Genomic DNA, 17855 nt, shown 5'->3' with positions numbered 1-17855 from the left:
ATGGATGGTCAAGAGGTATTTTGTTGCAATGCAGCAAAATGCCTAGAACAATATAGAATAACGATACAACTTTTTATGCTGCAGTGCAGCAAGTGGCTATTTTTTCTGATCTTTTTTCGATTTGGTCCAAGCGTCGATATTCTGTTCCATGATTTTACTGAACATACCCAGTGGGCTGGTATCCACCATATTCTTCATCATGCCCTGCAAGCTGTCCTGTTGTTCCATGAAGCTAATCAGGCTTTGTTCCAGGTACTCGCGCAGGAATAACTGCATATCGGAGTCGTAAAAGCGAATAAGCTGCTTGAGGAGTTTGTTGGTTAGTAAAGACTGATGCTCGTTGGTTTCAGACTCACTGATAATCTGGAGTAAAATGGTTTTGGTCACATCGTCACCGGATTTCGAGTCGACAACGTTAAAGTCGGTGCGCTCGTTGACCAGTGTTTTAATGTAATCCATGTTCACATATTGACTGCGTGACGTGTCATAAAGCCTGCGATTTGGATATTTCTTAATAGTAACCATCGGAACCTGTACTTATCTTGTTTGAACGTGAGTGAGTCACCTTAACAACTGCTTATCCGGGCGGGCAATCACTGCCGGGCAGTCGCATTGTCAACCCCAGAGCCGGATACACACAGAGCTGAAAAACCGAAAAAGGCCCTGGAGCGGGGCCGGCAGGTTGAATAAACTCTGTCAGCTGTTCTGCAATGTAGCGCAGAACAGGCCAACAGAGCAAATAACGGGCGGTTTATAATTAGCCGAGACGGCGTTTAACGTAACTGCCAGGTGCATCTTCAATAACCGGGTAAGACTTATGTTTACCCGGTTTGGGTGAAGTAACCTGTTTATCATTGTGTGATTGCAGCCAGTTGTACCAATCCGGCCACCAGGAGCCTTCATGCTGAGTAGCACCGTCAAACCAGGCGGCAGCGTCTGCCGGCAGGTCTTCGTTGATCCAGTGAGGATACTTGCCTTTGGCGGGTGGGTTTATTACTCCCGCTAAATGCCCGGAACCGGCCAGCACGAAGCGGGTCTCACCGCCCACCAGTTGTGTACCTTTGTAGGCAGCCTGCCAGAGCACGATATGATCGGCAATGGTGGCCAGGAAGTAAACCGGCACGTCGATATTGCTCAGATCGATAGGCACGCCGTCAATCACCATACCACCAGGTTCCCGCAGTTTGTTTTCCCAGTACATGGTACGCACATACTGTTTGAAGCAGGCGGCGGTGATGTTGGTGGCATCACTGTTCCAGAACAGAATATCAAAGGCAGCGGGATCCTCGCCTTTTAAGTAGTTATTGATAAAGTACGACCAGAACAGGTTGTTTTCGCGTAACAGGCTGAAACTGAGCCCCAGTATGCGGCCGTCATAAACGCCTTTAATGTCGGCGTTCTGCTCCATGGCGTTAAGGCTTTCTTCGGTCAGGTAGTTACCAATTTCACCAGGCTCACTGAAGTCGGTCAGGGTCGTTAGCAGAGTCAGTGACTGAATCCGTTCATCACCCTGGGCGCGCAGGTAAGCCGCTGTCACAGCGGACAGCGTGCCGCCCACACAGAACCCGGTCAGATTAACCTTGGGCTGTTTGGTAATCTCACATACCACATCCAGCGCGGCCAGCGGGCCATGTTTCATGTAACTGATAAAGTCATGGTTGGCCAGGGATTTGTCCGGGTTGACCCAGGAAATCATAAACACGCTGAAACCGTTTTCGAGCAATCCTTTCACCGCTGATTTCTTTTCATCGAGGTCAAGGATGTAATATTTATTGATAAACGGCGGCACAAACAGAATTGGCGGGGCGTAGGTTTTCGCTTTTTTCGGTACGTAGTGAATGAGCTGGATGAGATCATTCTGGTACACCACTTTGCCCTCGGTAGTCGCCAGGTTTTCACCCAGCTCGAAGGCCGACATGTCGGTTTGCGTAATCTTAAACGCTTCAAGGGGGCTTTGTTCCAGGTCGCGCATAAAATTCTCAATACCCTTGAGCATGCTTTGCCCTTTGGATTTGAGGATTTCTTCACACACATCCGGGTTTGAGAACAGGTAATTGGTTGGCGCTACCGAGTTAATATACTGACGCGTGTAAAATTTTACCTGTTCAGCAGATTTAGGGTCGGCAAAAGTCATGGAGTCCATCATGCCCTGCAGCATTTTGGAGTTGATCAGATAGGCTTGCTTTAAATAGTTAAACACCGGGTTGTCATTCCAGTCGGTGTGGCTGAAACGTTTATCCCCACGGGACTCACTGACGACCGCTTGAGCTTTTTCGCCAAACATAGCTTTGCTTGCCTGCTGCCATAGCTCGGTTTGCTGGCGCATAAACTCCATTTGGTTTTCAACCAGCTTAGAGGTATCTACTTCTACCTTATCGGCCAGCTTTGTGGTCAGTAGCTGCTGCAAATGCTGCGGGTCGAACATCTTTGCTGCGTCGTTCGAATCAGCCTGACGGGTAAGAATTTTCTGTACCATGCTATTAAACTGCTCAGCATACTGGTTCAGCGTGTCCAGAATTTCCTGCTTATCCTGTTGCTCCACAAGTGCTCCTTGAAGTTGTTATTTTTTGCCTGAGGCGGTGCTGGTGGCAATGCCTTCCATCATTTTCTGGTAGAAAGAAAAGGCCTGTTGACTGCCATCAAGGTAGGGTTTCAGAAGAGTCATCATTGTTTCCTGGTTACCGTTTTTTAACTGTTCGGTAAACATGGCAATGGTGGCTTCATGGATTTTGGTCATGTCCGGCCAGCCTAAGAGTTCGCGAGCTTCTGACGGTGACAGATCGATATCGACGGTAATTTTCATGGTAAACTCCTTACTTTAGCCAGTATCATGGCTTTCCCAGAGGCTGTTTGACTTACAGAGTAAAAAGCGAACAATCACTTGTCTAGTCTGATGAGCCTAAAGTTGCATAAAGGTAATTGATACAGCGCAAACAAAACTGCTGTGTCCCTTACCAGGCCTGAATGCCAGCAACCGGTCGTACCCGCAAAGTATTTACAGGAAGCGTTGTGACATCAAAAAAAGCTGAGCCTACTTCTAATCTTAACCGAAAACGCCGACTTTGGCGGTTTTTCTGGAAGTTCTCTTTGATTCTGCTGGTGCTGTTCGGGGCCTACATTATTTATCTCGATGCCCAGATTAAGCACCACTTTTCAGGCAATAAGTGGCAGGTGCCTGCACAAATCTATGCCCGCCCCTTGGAACTGCGAAAGGGCGAGGAGGTGACCCGCAAAGAAGTGCTGGATGAGTTAAAACTACTGGGCTACCGACGGGTTAATCAAATTCAGGGCAGTGGTGAATACAGCGTGAGTAATGCCGCTATCAGCATTTATCGCCGGGCGTTTCATTTTCCGGATGGCTTTCAGCCATTACGGCAGTTAAACATTCGCTGGAATGGTATGCGCATTGCGTCGATCACTGATCTACAAACCGGCCAGTCATTACCGCAGGTCAGGCTGGAGTCCTGGCTGGTGACCCGTCTTGCCAGTGGCAGTCAGGAAGATCGGATGCTGGTTACTCTGGAGGATGTACCGCCGTTACTGGTAAAGGCATTAACCCTTACCGAAGATCGCGATTTTTACAGTCATCACGGCATCGCCCCTTTGTCCATCATCCGTGCGCTACTGGCGAATATCGCCGCCGGACGCACGGTGCAGGGCGGCAGTACGCTGACTCAGCAACTGGTAAAAAACCTGTATCTGACGCGCGAACGCTCGCTTGAGCGCAAGATTAAAGAAGCCCTGATGGCTATTATCATTGATGCCCGCTACAGCAAAGACAAGATCATCCAGGCTTATCTGAATGAAGTGTTCCTGGGTCAGAGCGGCGATATGGCGGTTCATGGTTTCGGCCTGGCCAGTTATTTTTATTTTGACCGCCCCGTATATGAACTCGACGAAACCGAAATCGCCATGCTGGTGGGTATGATAAAAGGGCCATCTTATTATAATCCCCGCAAGTATCCTGAACGGGCCATCGAGCGGCGCAATCTGGTACTGCGTTTGTTGCTGGAGGGCAATGAGTTAAGCCCGCAACAATACGAAATGGCTGTATCCAGACCGGTAGGCATTGCGACCGGTGACAGCCTGGCTACCGGCAAACACCCGGCATTTATGACTCAGGTTCGTAAGGAACTACAAACCATTCTGGCCGACCCTAACATTCGTGAGTCGGGTGTGAAGGTGTTCACAACACTGGATATTTATGCACAACGCCGTGCTGAACAGGCGTTAGCCCGCACCCTGGACCGCTTGCAGCCCGGCCGCGACGCGCCCCTGGAAGGGGCTATGGTGGTATCAGACATTGGCAGCGGTGAAGTGCGCGCACTGGTAGGCGGACGCAATGTCAGCTTTGCCGGTTTTAATCGTGCTTTGGATGCGGTACGACCCATAGGGTCGCTGGTAAAACCCGCAGTGTACCTGACAGCGCTGGAACAACCGGCGCAGTATAATCTGGCCACTCCGTTGGAAGATAAGCCCTTATCGCTCAACGATGAACACGGAGATAACTGGCAGCCACAAAACTTCGATAAAACTTACCGCGGATCCGTACCGCTTATGGATGCCCTCAGTTTGTCGTTAAACGTACCGACTGTTAACCTTGGACTTGAGCTGGGTATCGATAACGTTGCCGCCACGTTAAGAAATCTGGGCGTTAAACGGCCAGTTCCGGAAGTGCCTGCGCTGACCCTTGGCGCGGTAGCGCTCACTCCTTTCGAAACCAACCAGATATACCAAACGATTGCAAACAATGGTGCATACCGGCCGTTACATACGGTCAGTGCTATTGTGAGTGTAAATAACCGTTTAATGTGGCGCCAGGCGGAATACGGCGAGCAGCGTGTTAACGAAGAGTCGGCTTACCTGCTCAATTACGCGCTTTATAAGGTGACCACCGAAGGCACGGCAAAAGCCATTGGCAGAGCCTTTGATAACATTAACATGGCGGGTAAAACCGGTACCACCGATGATTACCGGGATAGTTGGTTTGCCGGATACGACCGTAATAACCTGGCCACAGTATGGGTAGGTAATGATGAAAACCGGTCAACCGGTCTGACAGGCTCTACTGGTGCATTGCCGGTTTTCCTTGCCTACCAGCAGTTACAGGAACCTAAATCGCTGTCCCGACGTTTTCCTAATGGTCTTGGTATTGCTCACTTTGATCCTGAGACCGGCGCGGTAGTCACGGCCGGATGTCCAGGTAGCATGAGTGTACCAGCAGTGCTCGAAGCCCTGCCGCCTGCTCAGGGCTGCGCAGGTCAACCGGGTGGAAAAGCACCGCCTGAAAAGGCAAAGGAAAAGTCATGGTGGGAACGGTTGTTTGGTGGTTGATAGGCTAATCAGACTTGGCTGAACACCAATATGTCGGGGTGCCGACAGCACCCAAAGGGGAGGAGGCTTCTCTTTGCCCTTCATAACAGCTTTGCCCAGTTCTTACTCGCGAAGGCATACTGGAATTGGTCAGGTAAACCTATCGAACAGAGAGGGCGCCATGCCCTTGCTGGCCGGAGGCGTCGTCCATGACGCCTCTACGTTTTTACTTCTTCTGACCAACGCCAGTATTTCGCTCAATAAGAACCAAATAAACAGCAGGATGTTTTAAACACCCGATAATGTTTCTGTCAGTTATGCTTCTTCTGATCTTGAAAGGCAGAGCATAAAGGCTGGTGAGATTGGCTGAGAGATAATTGATTAGTCACTACCGCATAAAAAAACTCAGGAGATTGCAGAGATCTGCAATTCCTGAGAAGTGGCACTACGGGAGTGTCCAGGGATACAAATAGAGTAAGCCTTTAGTGGATTAAAGAGTCTGACGTAAACAGGTAACGAATCCCGTTAAAAATCCCCAGCGCAACGACGTAAGCCAGCACCGGACCCAATAAAAGCCAAATTAAAAAACTGTAAGTAATCATAATCTCGAACCTCGCTGTTCTATACGGGCACACCAGTAAGCGCTTCACACTTGCTGCCCTGTACCCAATCAGAGCCTCTTCTTGCTCGCCGAGCAGGCTGTCTGTTTGTTTAAGTCGCAGAATAGTTAGCGATAGTTGTGCCAGTCAGGTAATTATTTTTTAAGATATTGATTTGTAGGTATTTATTTTGATTTTATAAAGGCGGAAAAAATAAGGCGGGTGGTTTTTTTTGCTAATAAATAACTGAATTACCAGTAAAGTAGTGTAAATGGCTAATGCTACTCTACTGGTGGTGTTGAGTCTGATCACTGACGGGCTTTATTGAATACAGCCAGGCCAAAAGCGATGATCGCTCCAGCGACTAACCCGGCGATACCATCGGCGGTGATACTGAGAAGTAATGCTATCTGCGGGACTAACTGGGTTACCGATTCAGCGAGATGGTGCAAAAAGGGGATACTATGAGTCAGAATACCGCCGCCCACCAGGAACATCGCGATGGTGCCAACGAATGACAGTACTTTCATCAGAATGGGAGCCGCTGTCAGTATAAAACGGCCGGCGAAGCGCTGAGCACCGTTATAATCACCGGTAAGTGATTTACGCAGCAGGTACAAGCCGAGGTCATCCATTTTTACAATGCCAGCCACCAGGCCGTATACACCAATAGTAAAGGCAATACTCAGTCCGCTTAGGACCAGGATCTGGGTGGCCAGGTCGGCACCCTGCAGGCTACCAAGGGTAATGACCACAATTTCTGCAGACAAAATAAAGTCGGTGCGTATCGCTCCTTTAATTTTGTCTTTTTCCATTTGCACCAGGTCAATGGAAGCGTCGGTCAGATTGATGAGGCGCTCATCGGCCTCCTCTGGGCTGTCGGCATGGGGCAGGAAGCGATGGAGAACCTTTTCTGCCCCTTCGAAACACAAATAAAGGCCACCAAGCACTAACAATACGGTGATTAGCACCGGCACAAAAGCACTGATTAACAATGCTGCAGGCACCAGAATGAGTTTGTTAATGAAGGACCCTTTGGCTACTGCCCACACCACCGGTATTTCGCGGTCGGGTTTAACCCCCTGTACCTGATTGGCATTGAGTGCCAAATCATCGCCCAGTACACCGGCAGTTTTCTTGGCTGCCATTTTCGACATCATGGCGACATCGTCTAGCAGAGTGGCTATATCATCAATAAGTGCGAGTAGGTTGGCTCCGGCCACGGGCAGTCCCTTATTGTTCTGGTTGTTTATGTTGTCGTTTGTCGATGAATTGCTGGAATTCGTTGCGACTGTTGCACTTTACATTGCCTCCAAACAGTCGCGCAACTGTTGCCAGGGTGCTATTAACACCCTTTTCGCAATTCACGGCATATTCTCCTACCTTTTGCTCGACCGGCTCGTACTCGCCTATGTTGAGGTCCGGAGATTTCTGCTCCAGGCGACGCTGCCGCGTGACTTGCTCGGCGAGATCATACTGTCTCTTTAACTGCTGTCCTGCAATCCCCCGGCTGATAGCGTCGGATAAACGTCGTGAAGGCGGCGCCGGGCTGTCCTCTGCCTGAGTCAGTATTTCGCCTGAAGATGGCGCAGAGGTTTCGCTACTGGTACTGGGTGGTAGTTTTGGTTGCGGTGGCGGTGACGCCGCTTCGGGATGCGATGGTTCGTTCGCGGGTGCAGACGCCGGCTCGACTACCTCAGGCTCCTCTGCCGGTATGTCACTGCGGACTGGAACGGAACGTTCTGCAGGTGTCGGCAGGGCCTGTGCAGGCACAACCGGCGTGTATAAGACTGCTTGTACCGGACTGGATTTAACCGGCAGTGAAGCCGGTGGTGGAAACGATAAAGTGGCCAGTACCGCAATATGAGCCAGCACCGAGCAGACAATCAGCCACGCCAGTCTGCCAGCCTTCTTAGGGGCTGGTGCAGCAGATTGAAAACGCGTGGGCCCGGTAAAGGCGAAGTCCATTTTTCCCATGCCAGATAGACCGACCGTTTTACGCTAAGTTCCCTGCGATAAACGACATAACTGGATGGATGAATAGAAGTGGCACCAAAATAGTGCAAACCGACTGTCATGCATTTAAATGGTGCGAAAAATGGCAAGAAAATATAATAATTTTTAATTTAGTTGTTGATTTTAATGGATTTAAATTTATGGCATAGGACTTGTTCTAGTCAATCTCGCACAACACGAACACTGGTAGCAAACCACGATTATTTTGGGAGCAACACATGAAACTAGTCACAGCAATCATCAAGCCATTTAAGCTGGATGATGTTCGTGAAGCCATTTCAGAAATCGGTATTGACGGTCTGACCGTAACCGAAGTGAAAGGTTTCGGACGTCAAAAAGGACATACAGAATTATACCGCGGAGCCGAGTATCAGGTCGACTTCCTGCCGAAAGTCAAACTGGAAATAGCCGTTCAGGATGACCAGGTGGAACGATTGGTTGAAGCCATCACGGGCGCTGCGAAAACCGGCAAAATTGGTGACGGTAAGGTCTTTGTTTATGACCTTGAAGGCGCTGTCCGGATTCGTACTGGCGAAACAGATACCGACGCACTGTAAGAGCAGTCGACGAGAAATTTGCGGAGATAAGCATAATGGAAACAACATTTGAATTAGGGTACGCGTTAGATACCTTTTACTTTTTGATCTGTGGCGCACTGGTAATGTGGATGGCTGCAGGTTTTGCTATGCTGGAAGCTGGCCTTGTACGTGCTAAAAACACAACTGAAATCTTGACTAAAAACATCGCTCTGTTTGCTATCGCATGTACCATGTACATGGTGTGTGGTTACGGCATTATGTACCACGGCGGTGACATGATGTTGCTGTCTGGCATCATGGGTGACGGTGCAACGGGTGTGGCTGAAGAACCAGCAACTTACGCGCCTTCAGCGGACTTCTTCTTTCAGGTGGTATTCGTTGCTACGGCAATGTCAATCGTATCTGGCGCGGTAGCTGAGCGTATGAAACTGTGGGCATTTCTTGCTTTTGCGGTAGTGATGACTGGTTTCATCTACCCAATGGAAGGTGCCTGGACCTGGGGCGGCGCCTCTGTATTCGGCATGTACACACTGGGCGATCTTGGTTTCTCTGACTTCGCTGGTTCTGGTATCGTTCACATGGCGGGCGCTGCGGCGGCACTGGCTGGTGTAATTGTACTTGGTGCACGTAAAGGTAAATACACCACAGACGGTAAAGTTAACGCTATCCCTGGCGCTAACCTGCCACTGGCGACCTTAGGCACGTTCATCCTGTGGATGGGCTGGTTTGGTTTCAACGGTGGTTCAGTACTGGCTACTGCTACCGTGGAAAGCGCTAACTCAGTGGCGGTTGTGTTTATGAACACCAACGCTGCTGCAGCGGGTGGCTGTATTGCCGCACTGATTGTAGCCCGCATTATGTTTGGTAAAGCTGACCTGACAATGGCACTGAACGGTGCTCTGGCTGGTCTGGTTGCTATTACTGCTGAACCTTCGACCCCTACGCCACTGACTGCGACGCTGTTCGGTGCCCTGGGTGGTATCCTGGTAGTATTCAGTATTGTTACTCTGGACAAACTGAAAATCGATGATCCGGTAGGTGCGATTTCTGTTCACGGTGTGGTTGGTCTGTTAGGTCTGTTACTGGTTCCTGTTACTGGTGGCGCGACTTTCTCTGGTCAAATCATCGGTGCACTGACTATCTTCGTATGGGTATTCGTAACCAGCTTAGTGGTTTGGTTAATCATCAAAGCAGTTATCGGTGTACGCGTTAGCGAAGAAGAAGAATTTGAAGGTGTTGATATCAGTGAATGTGGTCTGGAAGCTTATCCTGACTTCACTGGTGGCCGTTCATAATCTTCGGACACATTATTGATTAGGCACTTAAGTTAATAATAATAAGCCTAAATCACTTCGACTCAGACCCCGCTTATGCGGGGTTTTTTCTTACCCGGTGGTTTTCTTTACCGCATGACGTAGGCGGCGAAATCCTCTGGCGTTAGGAGCCGGCTGAAATAGTACCCCTGAAAATAATCACCGCCTATTATTGTAAGCATTTCTACCTGCTCCAGGCGTTCTGTTTCTTCGGCGATCATTGGCAGTTTCATGTATTTGCTAATGGCAATGCTGGAGCTGGCGAGTTCCTTACTTTGCTGATGAGCGATGTTGTCGATAAAGGACCTATCGATTTTAAGCACGTTCAATGGTATTTCTCGTAAGAGCGACAAACCTGAATAACGGGTACCAAAATCTCCCAGCGATACTGATATACCGGTGTTATTGCAGTATCTTTAGTTACTCAATCGCTTTCTGGCTATCGAAAAGTAAACTGGACTCGGTAAGTTCAACTTCAATGAGTTCGGCTGGTATCTCGTAGCGCTCTCTTTCCGCCAGCAAAAAGTGGATTAAGTCTCCTTCAGCAAACTGGGAGGCCGTTACATTCATAGAGACCCGGTGTAGTGGAATATGAGTTTATTGCCAGCTATGCAGTTGGTCAAAAACACAGCGCAAGACCCATTTACCTAATTGATGAATTAGCCCGGTTTCTTCTGCTATGGGTACAACATGTGCTGGCGGGATGAACCCTTTCACCGTATGGTGCAAAAGCGCGCTGGTATGCGGTATTGGAAACCGTTCAGCCGGACGTGCGGCCAAGCCGTTGAGTTACCAGGAACCGATGTCAACGCGGTGCCGGCGACCGAGAACACACCTCTGAAAGACAAATAAGTCAGTCACATGTCAAAAAAGCCGGTATTTGCCGGGCTTTGTGATGACTCATGCTTCAGGCGCTTTGCCTGATCTCTTCAGCAACTTCCGCTTGTTCGTCGCAGGGCTGCTCGATAAAAAATTCATCCAGTTCATCCTCTGATGCCAGACGGGTTACCCGGATCCCGGTTTGTTGATAATCGGCATTCACATAGCCAAGCTCAGCAAATTTTTCGAAATAGTCGCAGAAGGGATAGCAACTCCACTTTTGTTTGAACAGCTCCGCGTTGGCAACGAGATCGCATAGGTGATTAAGCGGCGGATCAAAATGCATATGAAATTGTTTAAAGACGTGCCGGCCGGTGTTAACTAATGTAAGGCCGGCCTGGCTGCAGCGCATGGCAAAATCCACATCGCTAAAGCCGTAGCCATCGTAGTCAGTATCAAAACCGCCGAGACGGTCAAAGTCGTCGCTGGTGATAGCAAATACCGTGGTATCAAAGTGAACAAAGGGGAGTTCTTCCGGGGCTTGTAGCGGAATTGTCGCTAACTCTTGTAAAATATTTTTTGACACTTCTTCGGCCCTGCATGGCAGGTCAGTTATGTTCGCGGTAATCACCCGTCCGTTTGCCAGTGTTGCTGTCATCTCCTGCAGCAGAGTCGCAGGGCAAAAACAGTCCACATCCAGGTAGATAATGCTTGAAGTGGCACAGGCTTCAAAGCCACGATTACGGGCCTTCGCTATTGGCAACTCTGAATGCGTGGTAAAACAATGCTGAATGTCAAAGTATTCACTGCTTAATAGCGACTCGTCACTTGGTGAGGTCATCCAGACAATTACCACCTCTTTGGGGAGCACTGACGAGCACTCGATACTGCTCAGTAAATTAGACAGCTGTTGGGTGCGGTGCTTCACGATAGTAACGATACTAAATTCCGTGCTCATGGTACTGACTCTCTGCGGGTTGATGTCTTAAAAGACAAATTGAAAAAATGGTCCACAAGTACTGCAAGCGAGGGGACAGATAACTAGCTCATTTGAACCATATTGCAAACATGATTCCAACTCGTTTACTCCTAATGCTTGTTGTTCAGACCGCGTATTTAAAGGTCTTTGGTTTTTCGGCAAAAAGTGAAGGATTGTAATAGTATGTTATCTTAGGCAAAGCATTCACGCCGGGCTGGTAATTCTTACAGACAGACAGACAGCCAGACACTCACGATAACAAGGGTAACGTAATAATAATGATGTTGAGTTTATTAAAAGGCATGCGAATTAAACTGACTTGCGTGGTGATGGGGTTGGCGATGACTTTACCAGCCAGTGCCTATGACAGAATCACCGGCAAACCCTTTGCCAGTCGCTCCGAAGTCATTGCCCGGCAAGGGATGGTGGCGACCAGTCAGCCGCTGGCAACTCAGGTCGGGCTGGATATCTTAAAGCAAGGGGGCAGCGCCATTGATGCAGCCATTGCGGCAAATGCCATGCTGGGTCTTGTAGAGCCCACCGGTAGCGGAATTGGTGGCGACCTGTTTGCGCTTGTCTGGGATGCCGAGAGCAAACAATTATACGGGCTGAATGCGTCCGGACGGTCTCCCAAATCGCTGACTGCCGAGGTATTTTCCGCACAGGGGCTAACCAAGATTCCGTCTTTCGGGCCGTTGCCGGTGTCAGTGCCAGGTGCAGTAGACGGCTGGTTTGAATTGCATAAACGTTTTGGTCGCTTACCCATGACCTCATTGCTGTCGCCGGCGATTCGTTATGCTCGTAACGGCTTTCCGGTCAGTGAACTGGTGGCTTATTACTGGCAGATGAATGTTGATCGAATCGGTCACTACCCGGGATTTGCAACAACTTTCATGCCTGGGGAGAAAGTGCCGCAAAAGGGTGATGTGTTTAAGAACCCGGGGCTGGCTGTTACCTACGAGAAAATTGCTACTGGTGGCCGGGACGCGTTTTATAAAGGGGATATTGCCCGGATCATTGCTGCGTATATGAAAGAGCAGGGCGGCTATTTAAGTTATGACGATTTGGCTTCTCACACCTCTGAGTGGGTGACGCCGGTATCGGCAAATTACCGCGGTTACGATGTCTGGGAGCTACCACCTAACGGGCAGGGCATTGCGGCATTGCAGATCCTCAATATTCTGGAGCAGTACGACATTGAAGGCATGGGGCTGGACTCCACCGATTATATTCACACCTTTGTTGAAGCAAAAAAGCTGGCCTTTGAAGACCGCGCCAAGTACTACGCCGATCCGGCATTTAACGATATCCCAGTAGCACGGCTTATCAGCAAAGACTACGCTGGTGAGCGCCGTAAACTTATCGATCCGCTAAAGGCGGCCAATCGATATGATGCTGGCGTTATCGACGGCGACACCGTGTATCTGACCGTTGCCGATAGCCGCGGTAATATGGTTTCGTTAATTCAGAGTAACTATCGGGGCATGGGCTCCGGCATGACCCCGCCTGGGCTGGGCTTTATTCTGCAAAACCGTGGTGAGTTGTTTACCCTGGAGCCCGGTCACAGTAACGAATATCAGCCGGGTAAACGTCCGTTTCATACCATTATCCCGGCCATGGTCACCCGCAACAATAAACCCTGGTTAAGTTTTGGCGTCATGGGCGGTGCTACTCAGCCTCAGATGCATGCCCAAATAATCGTCAATCTTGTTGATTTTGGTATGAATTTGCAGGAGGCTGGTGATGCGCCCCGGTTTATTCACAGTGGCTCAAGCAGTCCTACCGGCGAGTTAATGAAAGATGGTGGATCGATTAGTCTGGAACGCGGCTTTTCGCTGAGCACCGAAAGAGAGTTGCTGGAAAGAGGCCACAAACTGGAAAATAAACTGGGGATTTACGGTGGCTATCAAGCGATTATGTATGATGCCGATAAGCAGATATACTATGGTGCATCAGAAAGCCGAAAAGATGGTCAGGCTGCCGGGTACTAATTAACAACGCCGGTCGATAACGATAAAAACAACGGGAAGACTATGTCGCAACCACAAAAAGGTATTTGTGCTGAACCCAATCTGCATGCGCAGTACTTGTTGTTCAATGTGATTGACGACGATTCACAAGCCGTCCGGGCGAAGCTGGGCCGGGCATTGGAAGTGATTGATTATTATGATAATGAACACTACGAAGCCATGGTGTCTGGGGTTATCGCCGTGGGCAGTAATTACTGGAGTGAACTTTATCCAGGCCCAATCCCCATTGAACTGACGCCGTTTCCTGATATGCAAAGTGAAGACCGCGTAGCGCCCTCCACGCCCTGTGATCTGTTTATTCAAATCCGTGCCGATCGCATTGATATTTGCTATGCCATTGGCCTTGAGATTATGGAACTACTGCGGATCCATGTGGAGCTGGTGGAGCAGATACAGGGGTTCCGCTATCTGGACGGTCGCGATCTTAACGGCTACTTGTATGCACAGGACAATCCTCGGGGGCTACAACGAGCCAAAGTTGCCGTTATTGAAGATGATGAGAATGGTTTTTCCGGTGGTAGCTATGTGCATGTGCAGCGCTTCAGGCACGATTTACGCCGTTGGTTGAGCTTGTCTGAACGCCAACAGGAACAAATCATGGGCACTACCAAAGAGCATAACCTGCCCAGTGTGGAGTGTAACCCTTCTTCTCACAGCATCAGAGCCAGCACTACTGCGACAGAACAGGGTATGGCTGACTTGCTCAAGCAGGGGATGCCTTACGGCGATATGACATCGCAAGGCATGTTTTCTGTGACCTGTGCGGCCAGCTCACAACCCTTTAAACGTATGTTGCACAGTCAGGTATATGGTAGTGGCGACGGCGAATACGACCGCTGGCTGGACTATACAGCTGCCGAGACAGGCTGCGCGTTTTTTGCGCCATCCATTGCCTTTATTAAAGCTCAGGCCAAGCTCTGATAACACCAGCTGCCCATGACGCCGATTAACTACAACCAGCTGTATTACTTTTACATGGTGGCCGAGCATGGCTCCATCGCCAGGGTCAGTGAGATACTGCATATCACGCCGCAAACGATCAGTGGCCAGATAAGTGCGCTGGAGGACACCATAGGCGCGTCGTTGTTTACCCGCCAATCCCGGCGGCTGATACCCACCGAGCTGGGGATACTGGTGCAGGGCTATGCCGCGGATATTTTTCAGCTCGGTGAAGAACTCAAGTCTGTGCTCAATCAGCAGCACAACCAGTGGCAGAGCTTTACCGTGGGGATCACCGATGTGCTGCCTAAAACCCTGGTCTACGAAATGCTTAAGCCGGTATTACAGTTACCGGTGAAACTGGTGTGCCGGGAAGGGGAACTCACCTCGTTACTTGGCGAGTTAGCGGTTAACCGTCTTGATATGGTGTTATCCGATCAACCCATTCAAACCGGCAGTCACATTAAGGCATACAGCCATTTGATCACCGAGTCACCCATGGCTGTGTATGCGACCGCAGATAAATACCACGCACTCAGTCAGAATTTTCCCCACTCACTCCATAATGCCCCCTTCCTGCTGCAAGGCAAGAAATCGTTAATTCGACAGCAGTTGCTGGGCTGGTTCAGCACCCAGGATATTCAGCCTGATATCACGGCGGAATTTGATGACAGTGCGTTGATGCTGGCTTTTGCCCAGGAAGGATTAGGCGCGTTTTCTGCTCCGTTGCTGTTGGCGCCGCAGCTGGAAAAACAATTTGGTCTGCGCAAAGTCGGGGTGATTAACCGGGTCACCGAGCAACTCTACGCGATTTCTCCGGAGCGAAAACTGACTCACCCTGCTGTTTTGCAACTGGTAAAAGCCCTGTGAAACTAATCTCATCGCCGGTTTTTTTTGATCAGTATTTTCCTTACTAAATATAAGTTATATACGATTTTAACTTACAGTGAATGACCCTATATAATGCCCAGTGTTAATTTTCGTTTCTTGTTTAGCGAGGCTTTTATGAAACGTGTCGTGCTGTTTTTGATCACAAACCTGGCTGTGGTGCTGGTACTCGGGATTGTGCTTAGTGTGGTGTTTACCGTACTGGGTATTAACAGCCAGAGTATGGGCGGTTTACTGGTATTTGCCGCAGTATTTGGTTTTGGCGGTTCGTTTATTTCACTATTGATGTCGAAGTGGCTGGCAAAGCGCTCTACCGGCGCTGTAGTCATTGAGCGGTCGCGTAATGCTACTGAGCAATGGCTGCTGGACACCGTGAAACGTCAGGCGCAAAAAGCCGGTATTGGTATGCCGGAAGTCGCGGTTTACGATTCGCCGGAAATCAATGCCTTTGCCACTGGGTCTAATCGCAATAAGGCCTTGGTTGCGGTGTCGACAGGCTTGCTGCATAACATGACGCAGGAAGAAGCTGAGGCAGTGCTGGCCCACGAAGTATCTCATGTGGCAAATGGCGATATGATTACCCTGGCGCTTATTCAGGGCGTGGTAAACACCTTCGTGATTTTCCTCGCCCGGGTCGTCGCCGGTTTGATCAGTAACCTGATGCAAAACGATGAAGATGGTGACGTGGTTGGCGGTTTTGCTTATATGTTCACCGTTATCATTTTGGAAGTAATTTTTGGCGCGCTGGCAAGTGTGGTGGTGTTCTGGTTCTCCCGTCAACGTGAGTTTCGTGCCGATGCGGGATCCGCTTCACTGGTTGGCAAGCAAAAAATGATTGCCGCGCTGGAGCGGCTCAAGTCTAACCGGGAAAGCGAGCTGGAAGGCACAATGATGGCTTTCGGTATTGCTGGTAAACGCAGCTTCTCAGAACTGTTTATGAGCCACCCGCCGCTGGAGAAGCGGATCCAGGCGTTACGCTCTATTGAGCATATTTAATCAGTAAAACATCCGTCGCTAAGTGGCGACGGCTGACTGTTTTGGCCGGACGGGCTTCCACTTCTCGTCCGGCTTTTTTATGGACTCGGCTTTACTGGCTTAATTTGCGGAAACCTGATCGGGTTTATTGAGCAAATAGATTAAATACACAATGGCCACAATAGGTACGAATACGGAAATACCCAGTGACAGCGCGGTCAGTATGGGTTTGTCGGTTTTACGTTTACCTAACATAAACCCCACCACGGTCATGATGATAGCTACAGGGAGCAGCCATTGAAAAATCATCTGTATATCGTAATTATTCACTTCGCCTTCCTGTTGATTAATGTGATACAGCGCCATCCCAGTCGGCGGGGAGGTCAGTGCGCATCAGAGTTTTAATGCTGTGGATGTGATGATGCAGCAGTCGGTCGTCAGGGGCTATTAGCAATGCTTTATTGAAATGGCTGAGCGCTTCCTGCCAGTCTTTGGTGATACGACAAGCGAGGCCATCGCGGATATATGGCGCCACAATGAGTTTTTGTTTGCGAAGATCCTCGCTCAGGTGGTTTAGGACTTCATAGACACGAATCGGGGCCTGACGGCCTTTAATTCTGACCACATCCAGCACGCGGTAGTCTATTTGCTGTTTATGACTGAAGGCTTTTAGTGTTTGCGCACTGATAACAATATCGGCGTGATACATCGGAGCCAGTCCCTCGAGACGAAAGGCGATATTCACGCTGTCGCCAATCACAGTAGTATCCATTCTGTCATCGCTACCCACGGTGCCAAGGATCACCGGCCCAATATGAACACCTACGCCTACCCGAATTCCCTCATAGCCGGATTTAGCCCGGTGCGTGTTATAAACGCTAAGGGCTTTTTGCAGGTCGAGTGCCGCATTAACTGCATCGGTTGCTTTGTCAGTGCCAGTGCCACCGGGGTGGTCAAACAGGGCCATAATGGCGTCACCGATGAACTTATCTATGAAGCCGCCATTCTGGTGAATAGGGGCGTTCATCCGCAGAAAATAAGAATTCAGGAAGTTCATTAACTCCTGGGGTGTCATTTTCTCCGACAGGCCGGTAAAACCGCGTATGTCGCAGAACAGGATTGCGACTTCGTCTTCGTCGGCACGGCCGAGTTCCAGGGTGTCGATGCCATGTTTGGCAAAGTGGTCGACAAACTGTCTCGGCACAAATTTCTGGAATGTCTGATTCAGCCGCATGGCTTCATCCGCTTTTTCCAGAAAACGTTGTTCGCTATCGTCGTGACGAATGGCCGGTTCAGGAATAACGCGGGTTGCCGCACGGGCAATACGCTGGGTTACCCTTTTCTGCCTGATAAGCAGCAGGGTAACAATCCCGGCGTAGAAGACCATTACGCAGACAAAGCCTGTGTACAACAGCGTCATCCCTGCATTTTTCCTGACCCGCCTG

Annotated in this window: 18 protein-coding genes; 7 read left to right on the top strand and 11 right to left on the bottom strand. The window is 49.7% G+C overall.

The genetic code is table 11. From position 1 onward, the window contains the following. Positions 1–96: 96 nt before the first annotated feature. From AC2T0J_RS05310 to AC2T0J_RS05300, 3 genes are all read right to left on the bottom strand, one after another. Complete coding sequence (locus tag AC2T0J_RS05310) at positions 97–459, bottom strand: PHB accumulation regulatory domain-containing protein (RefSeq protein ID WP_489809118.1); 363 nt, start codon at positions 457–459, stop codon at positions 97–99. A gap of 298 nt (positions 460–757) precedes the next feature. Beyond that, a complete protein-coding gene (locus AC2T0J_RS05305) occupies positions 758–2542 on the bottom strand; it encodes a PHA/PHB synthase family protein (RefSeq protein WP_489809117.1) in 1785 nt (594 codons plus the stop codon). Between the two features lie 18 nt (positions 2543–2560). Further along, positions 2561–2803, bottom strand: a complete 243-nt coding sequence (locus AC2T0J_RS05300; protein WP_105935560.1) for a DUF6489 family protein — start codon at positions 2801–2803, stop codon at positions 2561–2563. A gap of 161 nt (positions 2804–2964) precedes the next feature. Between AC2T0J_RS05300 and mrcB the strand changes: the two genes are divergently transcribed. After that, positions 2965–5334, top strand: a complete 2370-nt coding sequence (gene mrcB / locus AC2T0J_RS05295; RefSeq protein ID WP_489809116.1) for a penicillin-binding protein 1B — start codon at positions 2965–2967, stop codon at positions 5332–5334. A gap of 886 nt (positions 5335–6220) precedes the next feature. On the opposite strand, the gene AC2T0J_RS05290 is transcribed toward mrcB, so the two are convergent. Beyond that, positions 6221–7135 carry a DUF808 domain-containing protein gene (locus AC2T0J_RS05290; RefSeq protein ID WP_489809115.1) on the bottom strand — a complete coding sequence of 305 codons (915 nt, stop codon included), beginning with the start codon at positions 7133–7135 and terminating at the stop codon, positions 6221–6223. Between the two features lie 10 nt (positions 7136–7145). Next, the gene (locus AC2T0J_RS05285; protein ID WP_489809114.1) at positions 7146–7889 is read right to left on the bottom strand and encodes a hypothetical protein; all 744 of its coding nucleotides are present in this window, start codon (positions 7887–7889) and stop codon (positions 7146–7148) included. A gap of 257 nt (positions 7890–8146) precedes the next feature. Between AC2T0J_RS05285 and glnK the strand changes: the two genes are divergently transcribed. Both glnK and AC2T0J_RS05275 read left to right on the top strand, forming a co-directional pair. Further along, on the top strand, positions 8147–8485 hold the full coding sequence (gene glnK, locus AC2T0J_RS05280) for a P-II family nitrogen regulator (RefSeq protein ID WP_105935564.1): 339 nt from the start codon (positions 8147–8149) through the stop codon (positions 8483–8485). Between the two features lie 35 nt (positions 8486–8520). After that, positions 8521–9762 (top strand): ammonium transporter, encoded by a 1242-nt coding sequence (locus AC2T0J_RS05275; RefSeq protein WP_489809113.1) that lies wholly within the window; start codon positions 8521–8523, stop codon positions 9760–9762. A 107-nt stretch (positions 9763–9869) separates the two neighbouring features. Here the strand turns inward: AC2T0J_RS05275 and AC2T0J_RS05270 are convergent, their stop codons facing one another. The 4 genes from AC2T0J_RS05270 to AC2T0J_RS05255 all read right to left on the bottom strand — a co-directional run bounded on the left by AC2T0J_RS05270 (position 9870) and on the right by AC2T0J_RS05255 (position 11557). Further along, entirely contained in the window at positions 9870–10133 is a 264-nt protein-coding gene (locus AC2T0J_RS05270; RefSeq protein ID WP_489809112.1) for an EAL domain-containing protein, read from the bottom strand. Between the two features lie 67 nt (positions 10134–10200). Next, entirely contained in the window at positions 10201–10350 is a 150-nt protein-coding gene (locus tag AC2T0J_RS05265) for a hypothetical protein (protein ID WP_489809111.1), read from the bottom strand. Positions 10351–10377: 27 nt separating this feature from the next. Continuing rightward, a complete protein-coding gene (locus AC2T0J_RS05260) occupies positions 10378–10497 on the bottom strand; it encodes a hypothetical protein (RefSeq protein WP_489810437.1) in 120 nt (39 codons plus the stop codon). A 190-nt stretch (positions 10498–10687) separates the two neighbouring features. Then, positions 10688–11557 carry a glycosyltransferase family 2 protein gene (locus tag AC2T0J_RS05255; RefSeq protein ID WP_489809110.1) on the bottom strand — a complete coding sequence of 290 codons (870 nt, stop codon included), beginning with the start codon at positions 11555–11557 and terminating at the stop codon, positions 10688–10690. A gap of 323 nt (positions 11558–11880) precedes the next feature. Here AC2T0J_RS05255 and ggt point away from each other — a divergent pair, with 323 nt between their 5' ends. From ggt to htpX, 4 genes are all read left to right on the top strand, one after another. Further along, entirely contained in the window at positions 11881–13569 is a 1689-nt protein-coding gene (ggt, locus tag AC2T0J_RS05250) for a gamma-glutamyltransferase (RefSeq protein ID WP_489810436.1), read from the top strand. Positions 13570–13611: 42 nt separating this feature from the next. Further along, complete coding sequence (locus AC2T0J_RS05245) at positions 13612–14529, top strand: Dyp-type peroxidase (RefSeq protein ID WP_489809109.1); 918 nt, start codon at positions 13612–13614, stop codon at positions 14527–14529. 15 nt (positions 14530–14544) lie between these two features. Next, positions 14545–15417: a transcriptional activator NhaR gene (nhaR, locus tag AC2T0J_RS05240; RefSeq protein WP_489809108.1), complete on the top strand. Its 873-nt coding sequence runs from the start codon at positions 14545–14547 to the stop codon at positions 15415–15417. Between the two features lie 135 nt (positions 15418–15552). Then, positions 15553–16431 carry a protease HtpX gene (gene htpX / locus AC2T0J_RS05235; protein ID WP_489809107.1) on the top strand — a complete coding sequence of 293 codons (879 nt, stop codon included), beginning with the start codon at positions 15553–15555 and terminating at the stop codon, positions 16429–16431. Positions 16432–16530: 99 nt separating this feature from the next. On the opposite strand, the gene AC2T0J_RS05230 is transcribed toward htpX, so the two are convergent. Both AC2T0J_RS05230 and AC2T0J_RS05225 read right to left on the bottom strand, forming a co-directional pair. After that, entirely contained in the window at positions 16531–16776 is a 246-nt protein-coding gene (locus AC2T0J_RS05230; RefSeq protein ID WP_489809106.1) for a hypothetical protein, read from the bottom strand. Then, positions 16757–17830 carry an adenylate/guanylate cyclase domain-containing protein gene (locus AC2T0J_RS05225; RefSeq protein WP_489809105.1) on the bottom strand — a complete coding sequence of 358 codons (1074 nt, stop codon included), beginning with the start codon at positions 17828–17830 and terminating at the stop codon, positions 16757–16759. The genes AC2T0J_RS05230 and AC2T0J_RS05225 overlap by 20 nt, the downstream gene beginning before the upstream one ends. Positions 17831–17855: the final 25 nt, after the last annotated feature.

Source organism: Alteromonas sp. ISO5, from assembly GCF_058105165.1.
Note: the sequence above shows the minus strand (reverse complement) of the source record. Positions and strands in the feature narration are given on the sequence as shown.